The sequence below is a fragment of the Caloramator sp. mosi_1 genome, from assembly GCF_028622835.1.
Taxonomy (GTDB): Bacteria; Bacillota; Clostridia; order Clostridiales; family Caloramatoraceae; genus Thermobrachium.
This window is the reverse complement of record NZ_CP117677.1, coordinates 2153774-2170861: the sequence shown is the minus strand read 5'-3', so window position 1 is coordinate 2170861 and position 17088 is coordinate 2153774. Positions and strand designations below refer to the sequence as shown.

Annotated in this window: 21 protein-coding genes and 8 pseudogenes; 6 read left to right on the top strand and 23 right to left on the bottom strand. The window is 30.9% G+C overall.

Features of this window, described 5'->3' with window-relative positions; genetic code table 11:
- Positions 1-3 precede the first annotated feature (3 nt).
- From PL321_RS15330 to PL321_RS15265, 15 genes and pseudogenes are all read right to left on the bottom strand, one after another.
- Positions 4-189 carry a hypothetical protein gene (locus tag PL321_RS15330; protein ID WP_273962591.1) on the bottom strand — a complete coding sequence of 62 codons (186 nt, stop codon included), beginning with the start codon at positions 187-189 and terminating at the stop codon, positions 4-6.
- Positions 135-362: an MnhB domain-containing protein gene (locus tag PL321_RS21715; RefSeq protein ID WP_443110805.1), complete on the bottom strand. Its 228-nt coding sequence runs from the start codon at positions 360-362 to the stop codon at positions 135-137. The genes PL321_RS15330 and PL321_RS21715 overlap by 55 nt, the downstream gene beginning before the upstream one ends.
- A gap of 93 nt (positions 363-455) precedes the next feature.
- Entirely contained in the window at positions 456-620 is a 165-nt protein-coding gene (locus tag PL321_RS15325) for a hypothetical protein (RefSeq protein WP_273962589.1), read from the bottom strand.
- Positions 621-728: 108 nt separating this feature from the next.
- A complete protein-coding gene (locus tag PL321_RS15320) occupies positions 729-1040 on the bottom strand; it encodes a DUF4040 domain-containing protein (RefSeq protein WP_273962588.1) in 312 nt (103 codons plus the stop codon).
- Positions 1033-1332: a monovalent cation/H(+) antiporter subunit G gene (gene mnhG, locus PL321_RS15315; RefSeq protein WP_273962587.1), complete on the bottom strand. Its 300-nt coding sequence runs from the start codon at positions 1330-1332 to the stop codon at positions 1033-1035. Before mnhG ends, PL321_RS15320 begins: the two co-directional genes overlap by 8 nt.
- Positions 1333-1363: 31 nt before the next feature.
- The gene (locus PL321_RS15310) at positions 1364-1618 is read right to left on the bottom strand and encodes a monovalent cation/H+ antiporter complex subunit F (RefSeq protein ID WP_273962586.1); all 255 of its coding nucleotides are present in this window, start codon (positions 1616-1618) and stop codon (positions 1364-1366) included.
- Positions 1615-2133: a Na+/H+ antiporter subunit E gene (locus PL321_RS15305; RefSeq protein WP_273962585.1), complete on the bottom strand. Its 519-nt coding sequence runs from the start codon at positions 2131-2133 to the stop codon at positions 1615-1617. Before PL321_RS15305 ends, PL321_RS15310 begins: the two co-directional genes overlap by 4 nt.
- Positions 2114-2251 (bottom strand): hypothetical protein, encoded by a 138-nt coding sequence (locus tag PL321_RS15300; RefSeq protein ID WP_273962584.1) that lies wholly within the window; start codon positions 2249-2251, stop codon positions 2114-2116. The genes PL321_RS15305 and PL321_RS15300 overlap by 20 nt, the downstream gene beginning before the upstream one ends.
- A gap of 8 nt (positions 2252-2259) precedes the next feature.
- On the bottom strand, positions 2260-2802 hold the full coding sequence (gene hypB / locus PL321_RS15295; RefSeq protein WP_273962583.1) for a hydrogenase nickel incorporation protein HypB: 543 nt from the start codon (positions 2800-2802) through the stop codon (positions 2260-2262).
- A 1-nt stretch (position 2803) separates the two neighbouring features.
- Positions 2804-3142, bottom strand: coding sequence for a hydrogenase maturation nickel metallochaperone HypA/HybF (locus PL321_RS15290; protein WP_273962582.1), 339 nt, complete (start codon positions 3140-3142; stop codon positions 2804-2806).
- Between the two features lie 7 nt (positions 3143-3149).
- Positions 3150-4231 (bottom strand): annotated as a pseudogene (locus PL321_RS15285) (hydrogenase large subunit).
- Positions 4231-4533 (bottom strand): NADH-quinone oxidoreductase subunit C, encoded by a 303-nt coding sequence (locus tag PL321_RS15280; protein WP_273962581.1) that lies wholly within the window; start codon positions 4531-4533, stop codon positions 4231-4233. The pseudogene PL321_RS15285 and the gene PL321_RS15280 overlap by 1 nt, the downstream one beginning before the upstream one ends.
- 71 nt (positions 4534-4604) lie before the next feature.
- Complete coding sequence (locus PL321_RS15275) at positions 4605-5183, bottom strand: AIR synthase-related protein (protein WP_273962580.1); 579 nt, start codon at positions 5181-5183, stop codon at positions 4605-4607.
- Positions 5150-5439: pseudogene (locus PL321_RS20355) on the bottom strand (AIR synthase related protein). The gene PL321_RS15275 and the pseudogene PL321_RS20355 overlap by 34 nt, the downstream one beginning before the upstream one ends.
- On the bottom strand, positions 5436-5639 hold the full coding sequence (locus PL321_RS15265) for a hypothetical protein (RefSeq protein WP_273962578.1): 204 nt from the start codon (positions 5637-5639) through the stop codon (positions 5436-5438). Before PL321_RS15265 ends, PL321_RS20355 begins: the two are co-directional and overlap by 4 nt.
- A 181-nt stretch (positions 5640-5820) precedes the next feature.
- Between PL321_RS15265 and PL321_RS15260 the strand changes: the two genes are divergently transcribed.
- The 3 genes from PL321_RS15260 to PL321_RS15250 are packed head-to-tail and all read left to right on the top strand — an operon-like array spanning position 5821 to position 7212.
- On the top strand, positions 5821-6000 hold the full coding sequence (locus tag PL321_RS15260; RefSeq protein ID WP_273962200.1) for a hypothetical protein: 180 nt from the start codon (positions 5821-5823) through the stop codon (positions 5998-6000).
- Positions 5997-6179, top strand: coding sequence for a transposase (locus PL321_RS15255; RefSeq protein ID WP_273962577.1), 183 nt, complete (start codon positions 5997-5999; stop codon positions 6177-6179). The genes PL321_RS15260 and PL321_RS15255 overlap by 4 nt, the downstream gene beginning before the upstream one ends.
- Positions 6163-7212 carry a transposase gene (locus PL321_RS15250; protein WP_273962576.1) on the top strand — a complete coding sequence of 350 codons (1050 nt, stop codon included), beginning with the start codon at positions 6163-6165 and terminating at the stop codon, positions 7210-7212. Before PL321_RS15255 ends, PL321_RS15250 begins: the two co-directional genes overlap by 17 nt.
- 89 nt (positions 7213-7301) lie before the next feature.
- On the opposite strand, the pseudogene hypD reads toward PL321_RS15250, so the two are convergent.
- The 7 genes and pseudogenes from hypD to PL321_RS15220 form a co-directional block, all read right to left on the bottom strand.
- Positions 7302-8273: pseudogene (hypD, locus tag PL321_RS15245) on the bottom strand (hydrogenase formation protein HypD).
- A gap of 93 nt (positions 8274-8366) precedes the next feature.
- Positions 8367-8588, bottom strand: coding sequence for a HypC/HybG/HupF family hydrogenase formation chaperone (locus PL321_RS15240; RefSeq protein ID WP_273962575.1), 222 nt, complete (start codon positions 8586-8588; stop codon positions 8367-8369).
- Entirely contained in the window at positions 8579-9049 is a 471-nt protein-coding gene (locus PL321_RS15235; RefSeq protein WP_273962574.1) for a Kae1-like domain-containing protein, read from the bottom strand. The genes PL321_RS15240 and PL321_RS15235 overlap by 10 nt, the downstream gene beginning before the upstream one ends.
- Before the next feature lie 5 nt (positions 9050-9054).
- Positions 9055-9366: a Kae1-like domain-containing protein gene (locus tag PL321_RS21710; RefSeq protein ID WP_443110804.1), complete on the bottom strand. Its 312-nt coding sequence runs from the start codon at positions 9364-9366 to the stop codon at positions 9055-9057.
- Between the two features lie 60 nt (positions 9367-9426).
- A pseudogene (locus PL321_RS21705) lies at positions 9427-9554 on the bottom strand (hypothetical protein); the annotation flags it as partial.
- Positions 9555-9580: 26 nt separating this feature from the next.
- Positions 9581-10381, bottom strand: a complete 801-nt coding sequence (locus PL321_RS15225; RefSeq protein ID WP_273962573.1) for a Sua5/YciO/YrdC/YwlC family protein — start codon at positions 10379-10381, stop codon at positions 9581-9583.
- Positions 10330-10833 carry an acylphosphatase gene (locus PL321_RS15220; RefSeq protein WP_273962572.1) on the bottom strand — a complete coding sequence of 168 codons (504 nt, stop codon included), beginning with the start codon at positions 10831-10833 and terminating at the stop codon, positions 10330-10332. The genes PL321_RS15225 and PL321_RS15220 overlap by 52 nt, the downstream gene beginning before the upstream one ends.
- 239 nt (positions 10834-11072) lie before the next feature.
- Here PL321_RS15220 and PL321_RS15215 point away from each other — a divergent pair.
- Positions 11073-11475, top strand: a pseudogene (locus PL321_RS15215) (hypothetical protein).
- A gap of 116 nt (positions 11476-11591) precedes the next feature.
- Positions 11592-12515 (top strand): annotated as a pseudogene (locus PL321_RS15210) (L-lactate dehydrogenase).
- 149 nt (positions 12516-12664) lie between these two features.
- Here the strand turns inward: PL321_RS15210 and PL321_RS15205 are convergent.
- Positions 12665-15275: pseudogene (locus tag PL321_RS15205) on the bottom strand (calcium-translocating P-type ATPase, SERCA-type).
- Positions 15276-15435: 160 nt separating this feature from the next.
- Here PL321_RS15205 and PL321_RS15200 point away from each other — a divergent pair.
- Positions 15436-17065: pseudogene (locus PL321_RS15200) on the top strand (putative manganese-dependent inorganic diphosphatase).
- The last annotated feature ends 23 nt before the right edge of the window (positions 17066-17088 follow it).

The window sequence follows — 17088 nt, the reverse complement described above, 5'->3', positions numbered from 1 at the left end:
TATCTATGCATCTTTGTTTGCTAAAAGACCGAACATTAATAATATTAAAAATCCTACACCTGTTAGAACTTTATAACCAACTGCTGCATTCATTAAAAATATTGTACCTGAACTAAATAGATCTCCCGGATTTCCTACATTAAAAAATACATTTCTGCAGAAGTTAGTAGCATAAAATATACCAAGCAATGCAAAAAGGAATACATCAATGCACCTATTGCTTCACTCTTCTTTAATAAATTTTGATTAAATGTCTTTGTTGAAATTTCATATCCATATCCTAAATAGATTAAAACAACTGCTGAAGCAACTATTACACCGCCTTGGAATCCACCACCTGGGCTTAAATGTCCGTGTAAGATTATATAAAGACCTAAAACTAATCCTATTGGTGTAAAAAGTCTGCAGCAGATTTAATAATATAATCTTTAACTTTTATGTTGTTTTTCTTCATATTAATCTGCCCTTCCTTTCATAGCATTTCTTAAAATAACAACAGTGCCCGAAATGGCAGTAAATAATACAAATGATTCACCAAGAGTATCGTAACCTCTGAAGTCAAAAACAATTGCTGTTACAGCATTTAAAGCGTGTGTTTTTTCAATTGTTTGCTTAACCATTAGATTTGCAACTCCGTCTGCATCATTAAAATCATAATTTTTGGATCATTATATAATTCAACAACATTTACTTTTTCTCCATCAAAGGTTGGTGATAATTTAGACATTTCAAAAGCTGTATAACAACCAATTATTAAAAATACTGTTAAAGAAAAATAAGCTAAAAACTTCTTCATTTTCTAACCCCCTTACTTTTCTAAGGGCTACAATAAAGATTACCGGTTGTAATACAACACCTACTGCAGCCTCCGCAATAGCCACATCAGGTGCGTGCAACAATATAAATTCCAATGCAACAAATGAGCCTACAGCACCTAATGCAACAATAGATGATAATAGATCGTCAAAATAAACAGTTAAAATAGCTGAAACAAGTATGCCTATTAAAATTAAAACATTTAATAAAACAATATTATTCATTAGGAAAATCCCTCCCATAATCATCACATATCAATTTTTCAGCTTTAACACCTGATTTGTATGCAGCTTTACAAATAGCATGTCCAGCCACTGGATTTGTAATTATTATAAAAACAGCAATAAATATTATTTTTAAAGCCATAACTGTATTTCCTAACGTTAGTGCTAAAATAAATCCTCCAACAAGTGCCCCTAAGGTACCTAATGTTGCAATATTTGTACTTGATTGCATTCTGCAGTATGCATCAGGCATTCTTAAAACACCAATAGTACCTGCAAAGGCAAAAAGCATCCTAAAAACATAAATAGATAAGCTACATATATCATAGTTTTCCCTCCAGATACTTTGAAATTAGTAATGTACCTATAAAACCAAGAATTGCAAGAGTTAAAGCTATATCTAAATAGATAGCTCGTTTACTGTATACAGCGAATAGAACAAGAGCAACTACAGTTAATAAATCTATACTGTCTGCAGCCACTACTCTATCTACAGCACTTGGCCCCTTAAATAGTCTGTAGCAAAGAGCTAATGCTAACATAATATAGATGATTGAAACAAATATTAAACTATTCACTTCCAAATCCTCCTTATCCAGCTTTCTAAAGTACCCTTAATAGCTTCTCCAGCCTTTTCTCTATCTTTTTCTGATACATCAATCCAATGAATATAATAATAGTGCTTTCCGTTTTCTTCAGTAATATCCATTGTGATTGTCCCAGGAGTTAGTGTTATCGAATTTGCAAGCATTGACATTCCATATTCAGATTCTAAACTTACTGGTACCTTTACTATTCCAGGGTTTACAGGTAAGTTTGGATTTAGTGATCTTCTTGCAACATCAACATTTGCTTTCCAAAGTTCCTTTAGAAATATAAAAATATAAAGCACTAAATTAATAAATTTAACTGGATTAAATAGGTAAAAAGCATTTTCGTGAATAAAAAATCTTGCTGTTAATACTGCTACAAGAAGACTTACAACTGCTCCTGCTATTAGTTCTTGTGATGTAAATGTCCAAGTAAACAGTATCCAGAACAGATAACAAAATATAAAGGTTGAAAGAACTGAACTAAGCTTTGTAGGTTTCAATTAAAGCCCCCTTACTTTTTAATTTTTTATTGATTACATTTTTCAATGTATCAACTAACTCATTTAAACCTGCTTTTGTTTTATTTGAAACTCTAAAAACAGTTATATCAGGATTCATTTCCTTTGCTATAGATTCAACTTTTTATCATCAAAATCAAAATGTTCCTTCATATCATATTTATTTAAAACTAATATTTCAGAGGTTGAAAACATCAGAGGATATTTTTCTACTTTGTCGTCTCCCTCAGGAATACTTAAAATAGCTATTCTTATATCCTCTCCAATATTAAATTCTGCTGGGCAAACCAAATTACCTATATTTTCTACGATAATTACATCTACTTCATCTAAATTAAAATATCCTAATATATGTTTTATTGACATAGCTTCAATATGACAAGCACCATCGGTATTTAATTGTACAACTGGAATATCCATCTGTTTTATTTTTTCTGCATCTATTTGGCCAGCAATATCTCCCTCAATCACTGCTATTTTATAATCTTTTCTAAGTTCATTTATTAAGTTTACAATTAAACTGGTTTTTCCTGCTCCAGGAGAACCCATTACATTTATCATAAATATATTCTTATCCTCAAATGTATTTTTAATTTCGTTACTGCAATCTTCATTCCATTCAAGAATCTGTTTTACCACCTTAATTTCCAAGTTAATCTACCTCCAAGCTATCTACATAAAATTCTTTTCCAGAAGTTATTGTAACATTTAAACTTCCACAACTCTTACATCTTAGCCTATGATTTTCAACTTTTCCTTCACTTCCACATTCATTACACTTTAATTTAGCTTCAACTCTTCTTATTACAAGTTCTGCTCCATCAGCAATTGTTCCTTTGCTTGCAATATCAAAATAATCCTGAATCAGTTGGGGAAAACTCCCGATAATTCCCCAACTACTATTTTGATTGCATTTACCTTTTAAAATTATGATTTTTGCTTCCTTCTCAACAATTTTAATAATTCCTTCTGTAATTGCCAGTTCGTGCATTTTATCACTACCTATCCAAGCAAGAGAAACAAGGATCTATTGAAGCTATAATTAACCCAGCATCAGCTATAGTATTATTTTTTAACATATAAGGTACTGTAGGAGCAGTTTTAAAGGTTGGAACGTGTATACTAATTCTATAGTTTGTTTGTCCTCCATCAGTAACAACATAATAAACTACTTGACCTCTTGGTGCTTCGTGTCTTGCAGTAAACTCTCCAGCTGGTACCTTAGGTAGTTTATTACCTAAGTTAATTGGTCCTTCTGGAAGATTTTCAAGTGCTTGTTTAATTATCTTTATACTTTCTTCAATTTCTAAAACTCTAACAACTACTCTTGCCCAAACATCCCCTTCATTTAGAACAGGAACATTAAAATCAAATTCATCATAGCAGGAGTATGGTGCATCTTTTCTAACATCTACGTTCACACCTGACGCTCTTGCGTGAGGTCCTATTGTTCCCATTCTTTCTGCAACATCCTTAGGCAATACCCCTACTCCCTTTGTTCTAAGTGCTGCTGTTTTGTCATTTAGAAATATATCCTTTATTCTATTGTGTGGTTCAATTAAATCATCTAACATATTTAATATTTTCTTTCTTTTTCATCATCTATATCTCTTCTTGAACCACCTATTATAACCATTCCATAGTTAACTCTATTTCCTGAAATTTCTTCAAGTATATCCATTATTCTTTCTCTTGCGTCCCATACATACATAAATAGTGAGTCATAACCAATTAGATGGCACGCAAGTCCTATCCATAGATAGTGTGAGTGTAATCTTTCTAATTCTGCCATAATTACTCTTATATATTGACCTCTTTTAGGAACTTCCATCTGTGCAATATTTTCTATTGCCATTGCATAAGTAAATGGATGTGAATGTGAACAAATACCACAAACTCTTTCAACTAATGTTAATGTTTGAATAAAATTTCTCTCTGTAGCAAGCTTTTCAATACCTCTATGGTTATAACCAATAAATACTTCAGCGTCCTTTATTACTTCTCCTTCAGTGTAAAGCTTTGCGTGGATTGGTTCTTCTAATGATGGATGATATGGTCCTATTGGTATAGTATAACCCATTATTCTCCCTCCTTAAGTGTCTTCTTTCTTAATTCATCCAATGGAGTTACTAAAATATGTCCTTGTCCCTCTAACATTGTATCAGGTAAGAATAATCTTCCCCTCATATTTAATCCTTCAAAATTAACACCCATTAATTCATAAAGCTCTTCCTCTGGCCAAGAAGCTGAAACATCATAAATGTCTGATATTGAAGGTAAAGTATCCTCACCTTTAACTGTATATGATTCAATACAGTTACCTACTTCATATTTGTAATTGACAACGTGTTTACCTTCCTTATCAACAAAACCGTGAATCATAACTAACCTGTTGCCATTTTCTTTCATTTTTTGGCTATAGGAACAATGTCCTCTTTTTGATTTCAAATGACTTAAATTCCTGCATAAACGCACCTCCTATGTATCATTAGCATATTCTTGGCAATTGAGCTCCTGTCAATTTTGAAAGAACTCTTTTTCCTCCAAGATTTGTATGTAAAAAACTTTAGATGGAAAGTTTTTGTAACCCTTCCTATTATAGCAGAATCTCTGCCTAATTCTAATTTTCTTAATTCGTTAACAATATTTTCTGCAACACTACTATCTACTATTGCTAAAATCTTACCTTCATTTGCAGAATAAAGTGGATCTATTCCTAAGATTTCGCATAAATTATTTGTTTCAATGTTTAACGGTATTTTTTCTTCTTGTATTTCTATTGAAAATTCTGTATTCTCAACAAATTCATTTAATGTTGTTGCTACTCCACCTCTTGTAGGGTCACGCATTATCTTTACTTTATCACCATATTGTAATATACATTCTGCTAATTCATAAATTGGAGCACAGTCGGATTTGACATTAAACTCATCTACTAAGTTATTTCGCGACGCCATAATTGCAGCTCCGTGGTCACCTATGCAACCAGTTATTAGCACTACATCGCCTTCTGATATTTTATCTTTTCCCAAAAATTGTACCTTAATACCCCTATACCTGATGTATTTATATATATTCCATCGCCTTTTCCTCTTTCAACAACTTTAGTATCTCCAGTTACAATTTTAACATTACATTCCTTTGCAGTTTTCTCTATTGAATTAATAATCTTTTTAGGTCTTCTATTCTAAAACCTTCTTCTAAAATTAAACTTAAACTTAAATACTCTGGCTTTGCACCACTTACAGCCAAATCATTTACAGTTCCACATACTGCAAGCTTTCCTATATCTCCTCCTGGGAAAAATAAGGACTTACTACAAAGCTATCTGTAGAAAAAACAACTTTATTTGATGAAAGTTCTAATTCTGCTCCATCTGATAACTTATTTAATTCATCACAGGATAGTGCAGGAAGTATAATTTGTTCAATTAAATTTGAAGTTTTTTTACCTCCACTTCCATATGATAAAGTAATTATTTCATCCATTTAATCACCTCAAAATACTAAATATTTGTAGCCTTGAGCATAACTCAAAGACCTTGATTTTACTAGCCCGATAGAGCCAAATTTTTTATCACTCAAATTTATGTCATAGGATTTCCTCTCTTTTTGTCGAATTATACTATATAACCACACATAATACAAAAACAATAAGGAGGAAATCTCTATGTACCAACGTCAAGAAATATTTAATATAATTGAACTTTTTACTTCTCAAAAACTTATCAATTTTTATACCAAAATCTTTGATAACCTTGATTTATCTATATTACCCGATAGGATTCCTTCTAAATATGGTCCTAATGGCTATTCTCGCCATGCTCTTTTAGAGCCTTTATTGTTATGAAATGTGAGAAGTTCAGCAAAATTACTGACCTAAAAGATTTTCTAGAAAATAATCTAATCATTGCTCAGCTTTGTGGTTTTAATATTCTTAAGCCTTTGCCTTCATACTCAGTTTTTCAGAGATTTATTAAAAATTTATCTAACTCTTATCTTAAGGAAATCTATGAAAAATCAAGTTAATATTCTTAAAGAACTAGGATTTATTGACAACAACTTTATATCAGTTGATGCAACGCCTGTTAAAGCTAACACTAAATTTAATAATCCTAAATGCTTCGCAAATAACAAGTTTTCTAAAAATAACCCGCCTTCTTCTGATAAAGATTGTAAATTAGGTGTTCATACTGCTAATAACTCTATGAATGTTCAAGTTTCAGAAGATAAACCCAATAATTCAAAGAAAAAATATGAATTCTACTGGGGATACAAAAATCATGTTATTTGTGATGCTATCTCTGGTCTTCCCATTGCTGAATTTACTACAACCGCTGATGTCAATGAAATTTCTAACTTTACAGAAATCCTATCTGATACAAATGAGTGGTTCCCACTCAAAGGTAGTTATATTATTGCTGATAAAGGCTATGATTCAAAGCAAAATCATGACTTTATTCGTAATACCCTTAAAGGTCATGCTTTCATTGCATTAAATAAACGTGGAAGAAAGCCTAAAGACTTAACATCCACAGGTAATGTAATATGCGATGCTGGATTAGCAATGCATAAAGATGGCAAACAATATTTTGATTCCTATATTAAACAAAAGTTTTGCTGTCCTTTTAGAACTTCTAAAGATGATTCTTTATGTCCATGTAACCACGAAAAATTCTTTAACGGTAAGAAAAACAGAGGTTGTGTAAAATACATAAGTATTGGCACTGATTATAGATCTTCCATAAATCGTGATTCTATATTTTTCAAGAAAATATACAGTCTTAGAACTGAGTCTGAAAGATACAATTCTAGATGGAAGAATCTAAATACTGAGCAAGCTTATGTTAAAAATATTAACTCTGTTGCTAATCTAAATACAATCGGACATATTTGTCTTTTAACTATTGCAATTGCTGCTATAAAATCTGGCTGTGTTGATAAATACAAATCCCTATCGGGATTAAAAGGACAGCTTAAACTAAGTTATATCAAAATTTTTAAGCATCAATTTCACCAAGGGGATAGTCTACCCTTTTTTGTTTCTTTCATTTCAATTTAAGTTCCGTTTTTGATAGTTAAGCTACGCTTAATAAAAATTGTAATAATTTAACTTTTGTTGTTTTATTTTTTATTTAATTATGCTCATATCTATAAATATTTGTAGTAAGCTGCACAGGCACCCTCACTTGATACCATACAAGGTCCTACTGGATTTTCTGGAGTGCATACATTTGCAAAAAGCGGACAATTAGTTGGTTCTATTTTACCTTTTATTACGTCACCGCATTTACAAGCATTAGCCTTTGTTGTCTGTTTTAATATTATATTAAATTTTTGAGTTGCATCGTAGACTTTAAACTCATCTTTTAATTTTAATCCACTGTCTTTTATTAGCCCTATGCCTCTCCATATATTGTCGGTTACACAAAAATAAGTACTTACCTTTTCAGATATTATCTTATTTCCTTCTTTTTTACAACTCTTTTATATTCATTTTCTAACTCTGCTCTATTATTTAAAAGTTGATTTACGATCTTGTATATACCTATCAATATGTCTCCTGCTTCAAAGCCACATATTACAGATGGTTTATTATAATCCTTAACCAAAAATTCAAATCCTTCTTCACCAATTACAGCACCTACGTGACCTGGACATAAAAAACCATCTATATCAAAATCCGGCTGTTCAAGTAGTGCTCTTAAGGCTGGTTCAACCAGTTTATGCATAGAGTAAATATAAAAATTGTCTATATTTTGATTTATTGCCTCCTCTAAGGCTAAAATAGTACCTGGTGTAGTAGTTTCAAAACCTATCCCCAAAAACTACATCTTTTTCTTTGTTTTCCTTAGCTATATCTAAAGCATCTAATGCTGAATAAACTATCCTAATATCGTGTCCTTGTGCTTTTAGTTTTTCTAAGCTTTCATAAGCATTTGTACCTGGTACCTTTATCATATCTCCATAAGTTGTTATTATTAGATCTCTATTATGCTTACAAAGTTCTAATATAGAATCAATTTCCTCCGATGGTGTTACGCATACAGGGCAGCCAGGACCAGATATTAACTTTATATTAGGTGGTAGAATGCTTTTAATACCTGACTTCGCTATAGCCATTGTATGTGTACCACATACCTCCATAATTTTTATGTTTTTATCTATTTTTTTAAATAATTTATTACAGCATCAATATCGCGAGGTTTTTTAAACTCATTTAAGCGCATCTGTTACCTCCTTAATTAAACGCAAATTTTCTATTGCATCCTCTTCCTTTAATTTTTCTATTGCAAAACCTGCGTGAACAATAACATAATCACCTACATTGACATCTTTAATAAAATCTATCCTAATAGTTCTTTTAACACCCTCGATTTCAGCTTGTGCTGTATTACCTTCTATACTTACAACCTTTAAAGGAACAGCTAAACACATTTTATCCCTCCTCCGTTTGCCACAACTGCTGTTTGTCCTAATGAAATACCTTCATCATTAGTTGAAACTCTTTTATGTGTATACACACTAAATCCCATTTTATTTAATTTAGTTTTCATCTTATTTAGCAAATACATATTTTGGAATACTCCACCAGATAAAACAACAACATTACAACCTGTCTCTTGTCTTATTTGTTCAGTAACTGTACTTGCAAAACAAATTAAAGTATTCATAAATTTTGCACATATCTTTGCCTTGTCTTCTCCATTCTCTAAATCATTTAGTATCTCATTTATCATAGGTGTCCAGTCAAATTCTATTAAATTATTATTAACTAATTTATAGTTATAACTACTCTCTTCATTAACATCTGCATATTTTTCAATCAAAATTGCACCTTGCCCTTCATAGGAAACTATTGACTTTAATCCTAAAATAGCAGAGACGCCATCAAACAATCTCCCTATACTTGAGGTCTTATAGGTATTAATATTATTCTCCAACATCTTTTTATAATGTTGCTATTTTTATTATTAATAGTAAAACTATCAAAATTTCCAGTTGATTGATAGATTAAATCATAACCAATTCGATAAATCTCTTTAGTTGCAGTATCTCCTCCTGCAAGATTTATGTTCTTTATTGTTCCCCATCTTTCAAATTCTTTATAATTTCCATATAAGATCTCTCCACCCCACAATGTATTATCAAGGCCTAATCCTGTTCCATCCCACGTTAACGCAATCACATTGCAATTTAAATTATTATCTGCCATACAGGCCGCCATATGTGCGTGATGATGTTGTACCATATATATATCGCAATTATGCTCTTTAGCAAAACTAAAAGCATATTCTGTAGACATATAATCTGGATGATAGTCGCAAACAACTTTTTAGGATTAATATTAAACAACCTTCTAAAATGCTTAATCTGCTGAGAATAGTGTTCATAGGTCTCTATGTTTTTTAAATCTCCAATATGTTGGCTTAAAAAACATAGTTTTGTTTTAATAAACAGAAGGATGCCTTTTGTTCTGCTCCACAGGATAATAGATCTTCAAATTCAAAATTCACCTTTATAGGGAAGGGGGTATATCCCCTTGAACGTCGTATAAAATATTCACTTCCCTCAAATACATATATGAGTGAATCATCACATCTTATATGTATATCTCGATTATTTAGTAAAAAGCCATCTGCAATTTCCATTAAACCTTTTATTGCCTCTTCATTGTCCTTTATTATAGGACAATCCTTAATATTTGCACTTGTCATTACAAGTACATCCAATTCATCATCAAACAAAAGATAGTGAACTGGTGTATAGGGAAGCATCACGCCTAAATAATTGTTATCTATTGATATATAATCAAATTTATTATTTTTCTTCTCTAATAGAACAATTGGTCTTCTAAAGCTGGTTAAATATTTTTCTTCATCCGCAGAAATGTTGCATATATTATATGCTGTATTTAAATCCTTACACATTATTGCAAAGGGTTTTTCTTCCCTGTTTTTTCTAATTCTTAGCCTCTCAACCGCCTCTTTATTTTTAGCGTCACAGGCTAAATGAAATCCGCCTATTCCTTTAATTGCAAGAATTTTCCCTAATTTTAACTCTCTTTTAACATAATCTATAACATTGTCTGTTATAGTTTTGTTATGTGAATCTACATAGTACAATGTTGGACCACAATCATAGCAACAATTAGGTTGTGCGTGATATCTCCTATCCTCTATATCTTGGTATTCCTCTTGACAGCTATCACACATTTTAAATTGGTGCATAGTTGTTTTTCTCTATCATAGGGTACATCCTTTATAATTGTAAATCTTGGACCACAATTTGTACAATTTATAAAAGGGAATCCATAACGCCTGTCATTTTTATCCTTTAATTCTCTTAGGCAATCTTCACAGGTTGCTACATCTGGAGAAATTAAGGTAAATTTTGCCGCATTATCAGTACTTTTTATTATTGTAAAATCCTTGTATCCTTTCAAATCATCAAACAAATCATATTCTAAACTTTCTATAAGGGATAGTTTTGGTTTCTTTTTATCTATATCTTCAATAAAATTTTTAATATTTTGATTTTTTCCCTCAATTTCAATTTCAACTCCATTTGATGTATTCTTAACCCAACCTTTTAAATCATATTCTGTAATCAATTTATGGATAAAAGGTCTGAATCCAACGCCCTGAACTATGCCATTTACATTTATTTTTGCTCTTTTCAAATCTATCACCCATCTAATCAAATATTTAACAATCTCCAAACTATACTATAACAGTTTAATTCTGTATTATCAATACTTCTTGACACCTATTGCAATTATTTAATCATTCTGTTATTATTATAATACAAAAATCATTTAATTCAAACAAATAAATTTATTAATTTCATCTATTTGGGAAAAATAAAATATGATATAATAGATAATTGCAATAATAAATTTTTATAGAAAAGGGAGTCATTATGAGTTTTAGAGAGACACTTGCAAAAAATATGCTGAAACATACTATAAAAAGTATGGTGACAGGCTTACCCAATTCAGTGGTCACGTTCTAAGCATAAAAACTACCACAAAGACAATACTATGGATATTTAACATTCTTACAGTTGATCTCGTTATAAAACCTGAAAGAAGCAAAGCAGTAATAAAATGTAGATATAAAGCAAAAAATGGTTTAAGATGCCTTCCTTTATTGATATTAGACAAGGTCATAGTGTAATTATTCAAGGATTAAAACCAAAGAAGGGTAAAGAAGCTTCAGAAGTAATTCAAATACTTAATGTAAGAAATCTTACAACAAAAGTTGATTTAATTCCAATAGATCAAAAAATACAAAGAGTACAACAAAGACAATTTATAAAATAAAGCATGTGGACAACCATATGCTTTTTATTTTTAAAAATTTCAATTGACAGCCATTATTAATAATATTAATATTTTCTTATAACAATTATTATTATTGAGGTGATTAATATGAAAAAATTTCTATAATAGGTTCTGGTTTTGTTGGTTCAACTACTGCCTTTACTCTTGCTATGAGTGGCCTTAGTGAGGAAATAGTTATAATCGATATTAATAAAGACAAAGCCTTTGGAGATGCACTTGATATCAGCCATAGCGTTCCATTGATGTCGCCTGTTGAAGTATATTCAGGTGATTTTAGTGATGTTAAGGATTCTGATATTATAATAATTACTGCTGGAGCAAACCAAAAACCAGGAGAAACTCGACTTGATTTAGTTAAGAAAAATGTTGCTATTTTTAAGGATATGATACCTAAGCTTGTTAGTTATAATAAAGATGCTATTTATTTAATTGTAACCAATCCTGTTGATATTTTAACCTATGTTACTCTAAAAATTTCTGGATTACCAAAACAAAGTAATTGGTTCTGGTACTGTTCTTGATAGCTCAAGATACAAATATCTTTTAAGTAGACATTACGGAATTGATCCAAGAAACATACACGGTTACATAATAGGAGAACACGGCGATTCTGAAATAGCAGCCTGGAGCTTAACAAATATAGCTGGTACACCAATTGATTATTTCTGCAGTATATGCAACCATCCCTGCAATGGTCAATTTAAGGAGGATATTTTAAATGAAGTTAAAAATTCTGCCTATACTATAATAAATAAAAAGGAGCTACCTACTATGCAGTTGCAGTAGCAGTAAAAAGAATAGTAGAATGTATAGCAAGAGATGAAAAGAGTATACTTACTGTATCTTCTTATTTAGAAAACAAATATGGAATTTCAGAGGTGGCATTAAGTGTACCAACAATAGTAGGTAAAAATGGCATAGAAGAAATTTTAGAATTACCTTTATCTGAACAAGAAAAAATAAAGTTAAAAGACTCTGCAAATATAATGAAGGATATAATAAACAAATTAGACTTATAAAAATTAACCTTTACCCTCTTTAGATTATTAACAAACTAAAAGAAGGTATATTCTTAAAATACCCCTTGAAGGATTTCAACAATAAGCTAATGCAAAGAAATCCTTCAAGGGGCTAATCTTATCACAACCTTATAAATACCTACGGAATTTTATCGCCTTTTATAATTTATAGTACTTGAAATTATTGAAATTAAACCAGAACAGATAATAACAATAACCCAATGCCATAGATTAAGTGCTTTAGTTTTAAATATAACTTGAAACATAGGTATATAAATTACTATTAGCAACATAATAAACGAAGTTAATACTGCCCAAACAAGATATATGTTTGTAAATATACCTATGTTAAATATAGATTGCCTTTCACTCCTACACTCAAAAACGTGGAAAAGCTGGGACATAATTAGTGTACTTAAAGCAACAGTTCGAGCTAAAACTAAATCTGAATTATATTTAACAAGTGTATAAACAAAGGATAGTATGGTACAAATGCCGATTAAAGCACCTCTATTTAATATTTTAAATAATAATCCATCAGAAAAATACTCTCTTTTCTATTTCTTGGTCTTCTTGTCATCACATCATTTTCTGCTTGTTCAAGACTAAGGGCCATAGCAGGAAGCCCATCAGTAGCTAAATTTACTAACAAAATTTGAATTGGTACAAGAGGTACTGGCAATTTTAATATAGTAGCTAAAAACATAGTCAATATTTCTCCTATGTTGCAGGATAAAAGATATCTTATAAATTTTCTAATATTATCATAAATTACTCTTCCTTCTCTTACTGCTTCAACAATAGTTGAAAAGTTATCGTCCATTAAAATCATTGCAGCTGCTTCCTTTGTTACATCAGTTCCTTGTATTCCCATTGCTATACCTATATCTGCTTCTTTTATAGCTGGTGCATCATTAACACCATCACCAGTCATAGCAACAATGTATCCCTTGCTTTTATAGGCCTTGACTATCCTGTACTTGTGTTCTGGTCTTACCCTTGCAAATACAGCTATTTTATCAATATTTTGTACAAGCTTCTCATCGGTTAATTTATCTAATTCCTCTCCTGTTATAACTAATTCGTTTGAGTTTATAATTTTTATCTCCTTAGCAATTGCCTGAGCTGTCAATTTATGATCTCCAGTTATCATAACTGGTTTTATTCCTGCCGCCCTACACTCTTGAACAGAATATATAACTTCTCTTCGTGGAGGATCAATCATCCCCACAAGTCCTATAAAGATTAAATTATTTTCTTGATAATTTATATCCTCCTTTTTATATGCAAAGGCTATAACTCTTAATGCATTTTTAGCCATATTTTCATTTAATTCAACTATTTTTCTTTTGAAATTAACATCCAAAGGAATAATTTTGTTGTCTATTTCGATAAACCTACAAGAGTTAATTACACTTTCAACTGCTCCTTTAGTATACATAATTTTGTTTTTTCCATCTGAAACAACTACAGACATCATCTTTCTATCAGAATCAAACGGTATTTCCTTTATTCTCTTAAAATTTTTATTCAGTTTATCTTTACTTCTATTTGCCTTTTCTGCTAAAACCAATAATGCAATTTCTGTCGGATCTCCAAAGAAATGTATTCTTTTCCTGTCAATATTATAATCAGAGTTATTACATAATACACAAGCATCTAATAGTTTATGTAGGCTGTTATCCATTATAGAATCTACATTCTTTTTGCTACCATTTATTATAAATTCTCCCTTAAAATCATACCCATCCCCTGTTATATCAATTTCTTTGTTAAGCAAAACAATCTTTTTACTGTCATCTTGTTTTGAGTTAGTGTTCCCGTTTTATCTGAGCAAATAACATTAGTGCAACCAAGCGTCTCAACAGCAGGTAATCTTTTTACTAATGCATTTTTTCTAACCATTCTTTGAACACCAAGTGCTAATGATACTGTAACTATTGCAGGCAATCCCTCTGGTATTGCTGCAACTGCTAAACTTACTCCAATTAAAAACATATCATAAATGTTTTCCCCACGTAAAACACCCGCAACTGTTACAACACCGCATACAATTAAGCAAGCATATACTAAATATTGACCTAATTTATCTAACCTTTCCTGCAGTGGAGTACGTACATCTTCAATGCTCTGGAGCATATTTGCAATTTTCCCCATTTCAGTGTTCATACCTGTTGCAACAACCTTAGCTACGGCCTTTCCATTAGTTACTGTACACCCCATATATAGATAGTTATCCCTTGTAGCAGTTTTATTATTATAACTCTTCTTTTCAACAGATATAGATTCACCAGTTAAAATTGCTTCATCACTTTTTAAAGACTCACTTTCTAATATTAATGAATCTGCAGGTATTCTATCCCCCGATTCAACTATTATTATATCTCCAATTACTACTTCATTCGCATTTATAACAATCACTTTATCATCTCTTATAACCTTGGCAGTAGGTGCAGATAATTTTTTTAACGCCTCTAATGATTTTTCTGTTCTATATTCCTGAATAAAACCCAATACTGCATCTAATAATATAATTGCAATAATTGTTATTGCATCAGCCTTTTCACCCATTAATCCTGAAATAACTGTTGCTGCTATTAATACCCATACTATAAAATCATTAAATTGAGATAAAAATATCTTAAGTTTTGAAGTCTTTTTACTCAATACAATTTCATTATAACCAAACCTCTGTAGCCTCTTTTTAGCCTCTTGATTAGTTAAACCTTTTTTATTTACATTTTCAAATTCAAGTTGCAAAATACCACCCCCACTTACATCTTGTATATATATATTTAAAAGTTCTTTATACTATAACTTTTTATTTGTTTAAATATTCTATAATTTTTTATTTGTATTTACTATTTACCACATTATAGTATATAATTATTTAATGTAATTTCTTTAGGAGGTGAATTAATTGAAGGATATTATATATGTTACTGGCCACAGAAATCCTGACTCAGACTCAATATGTTCTGCAATTGCCTATGCAGAACTTAAAAGAAAGCTTGGTTATAATGCTGAACCAAAAAGATTAGGTGACATTAATAGGGAAACTGAATTTATTTTAAACTATTTTGGAATCCCTGTACCTGAATATTTACCTACTGTGAAACCACAGGTATCAGATTTAAGTATGGATAAAGTTTTACCCGTTTCAAAGGAAATTTCAATTAAAACCGCTTGGTCTTTAATGAAAAAAATAATATAAAATCACTTCCTGTAGTAGATGAAAATGAGAAACTTATTGGAATTGTAACTCTATCTGATATTACAAACAACTATATGAGCACTTTAGATACAAACATTCTTGCAACAAGTAAAACTCCTCTTTCAAATATTATTGAAACACTAAACGCAAAACTAATAACTGGTAGCCAAGATATATTCCGCACAAGTGGTAAAGTAGTTGTTGCAGCTATGGCTCCAGAACAAATGAAACCATTTGTTGACAAGGGTGACATAGTTATTGTTGGAAACAGAAGTGACAATCAAAAGGTTGCAATAGAAAGTGGAGCCAATCTTTTAATTGTAACAGGTGGTTCAGAAATAGAAGAAGAAATAATCAAGTTAGCAGATGAATTTAAATGTATTATATTAGTAACTCCAAATGATACCTTCACAACAGCAAGATTAATAAACCAAAGCATTCCTGTAAAATACGTAATGACAAAGGATAACATTGTTAGTTTTAATCTTGATGATTTTGTAGATGAAATTAAAGAAAAATGCTTCAGACAAGATTTAGAAGCTACCCAGTTGTAGACGATAACAATAAATTTATTGGAACAATATCCAGATATCATCTTATTTCTCAAAAGAAGAAAAAGGTTATTTTAATGGACCATAACGAAAGAGCTCAATCCGTTCACGGAATTGATGAAGCAGAACTACTCGAAATTATAGACCACCACAGAATTGCTGATATTCAAACAGGGAAACCAATTTACTTTAGAAATGAAATTGTTGGAAGTACATCAACAATAGTTGCAAATATTTATTTTGAGAACGGTATAAGACCTTCAAAACAAATTGCAGGTATCTTATGTGCAGCTATTTTATCAGATACACTTAAATTTAAATCTCCAACCTGCACATACATAGACAAAATGACAGCAGAAAAACTTGCCGAAATTGCTGGAATTGATATCGAAAAGTTTGCTGATGAAATGTTTAAAGCTGGAACATCCTTAAGCGGAAAAACTCCAGAAGAAATATTCTATCAAGATTTTAAGGAATTTACACTTGGAAAATACAAAATTGGTGTAGGTCAAGTGAACACAATGGATACAGATGCCTTAAAGGATCTAAAGAAAGATTTAATTAGCTTTATGGATAACCTATGTAAGGCTAAAAACTACAACTTAATTATGCTGCTATTAACAGATATAATTAAGGAAGGTTCAGAAGCTCTTTTTGTTGGAGAAGATAAAGAGCTAATATCAAAGGCCTTCAATGTTCAACTTGGTGAAAACAGTGTTTACTTACCTGGAGTAGTGTCAAGAAAGAAACAAGTAATTCCACCTCTTTCTGCAGTAGTTGAATAAAAGTAAAAAATATGCCAAGTTTT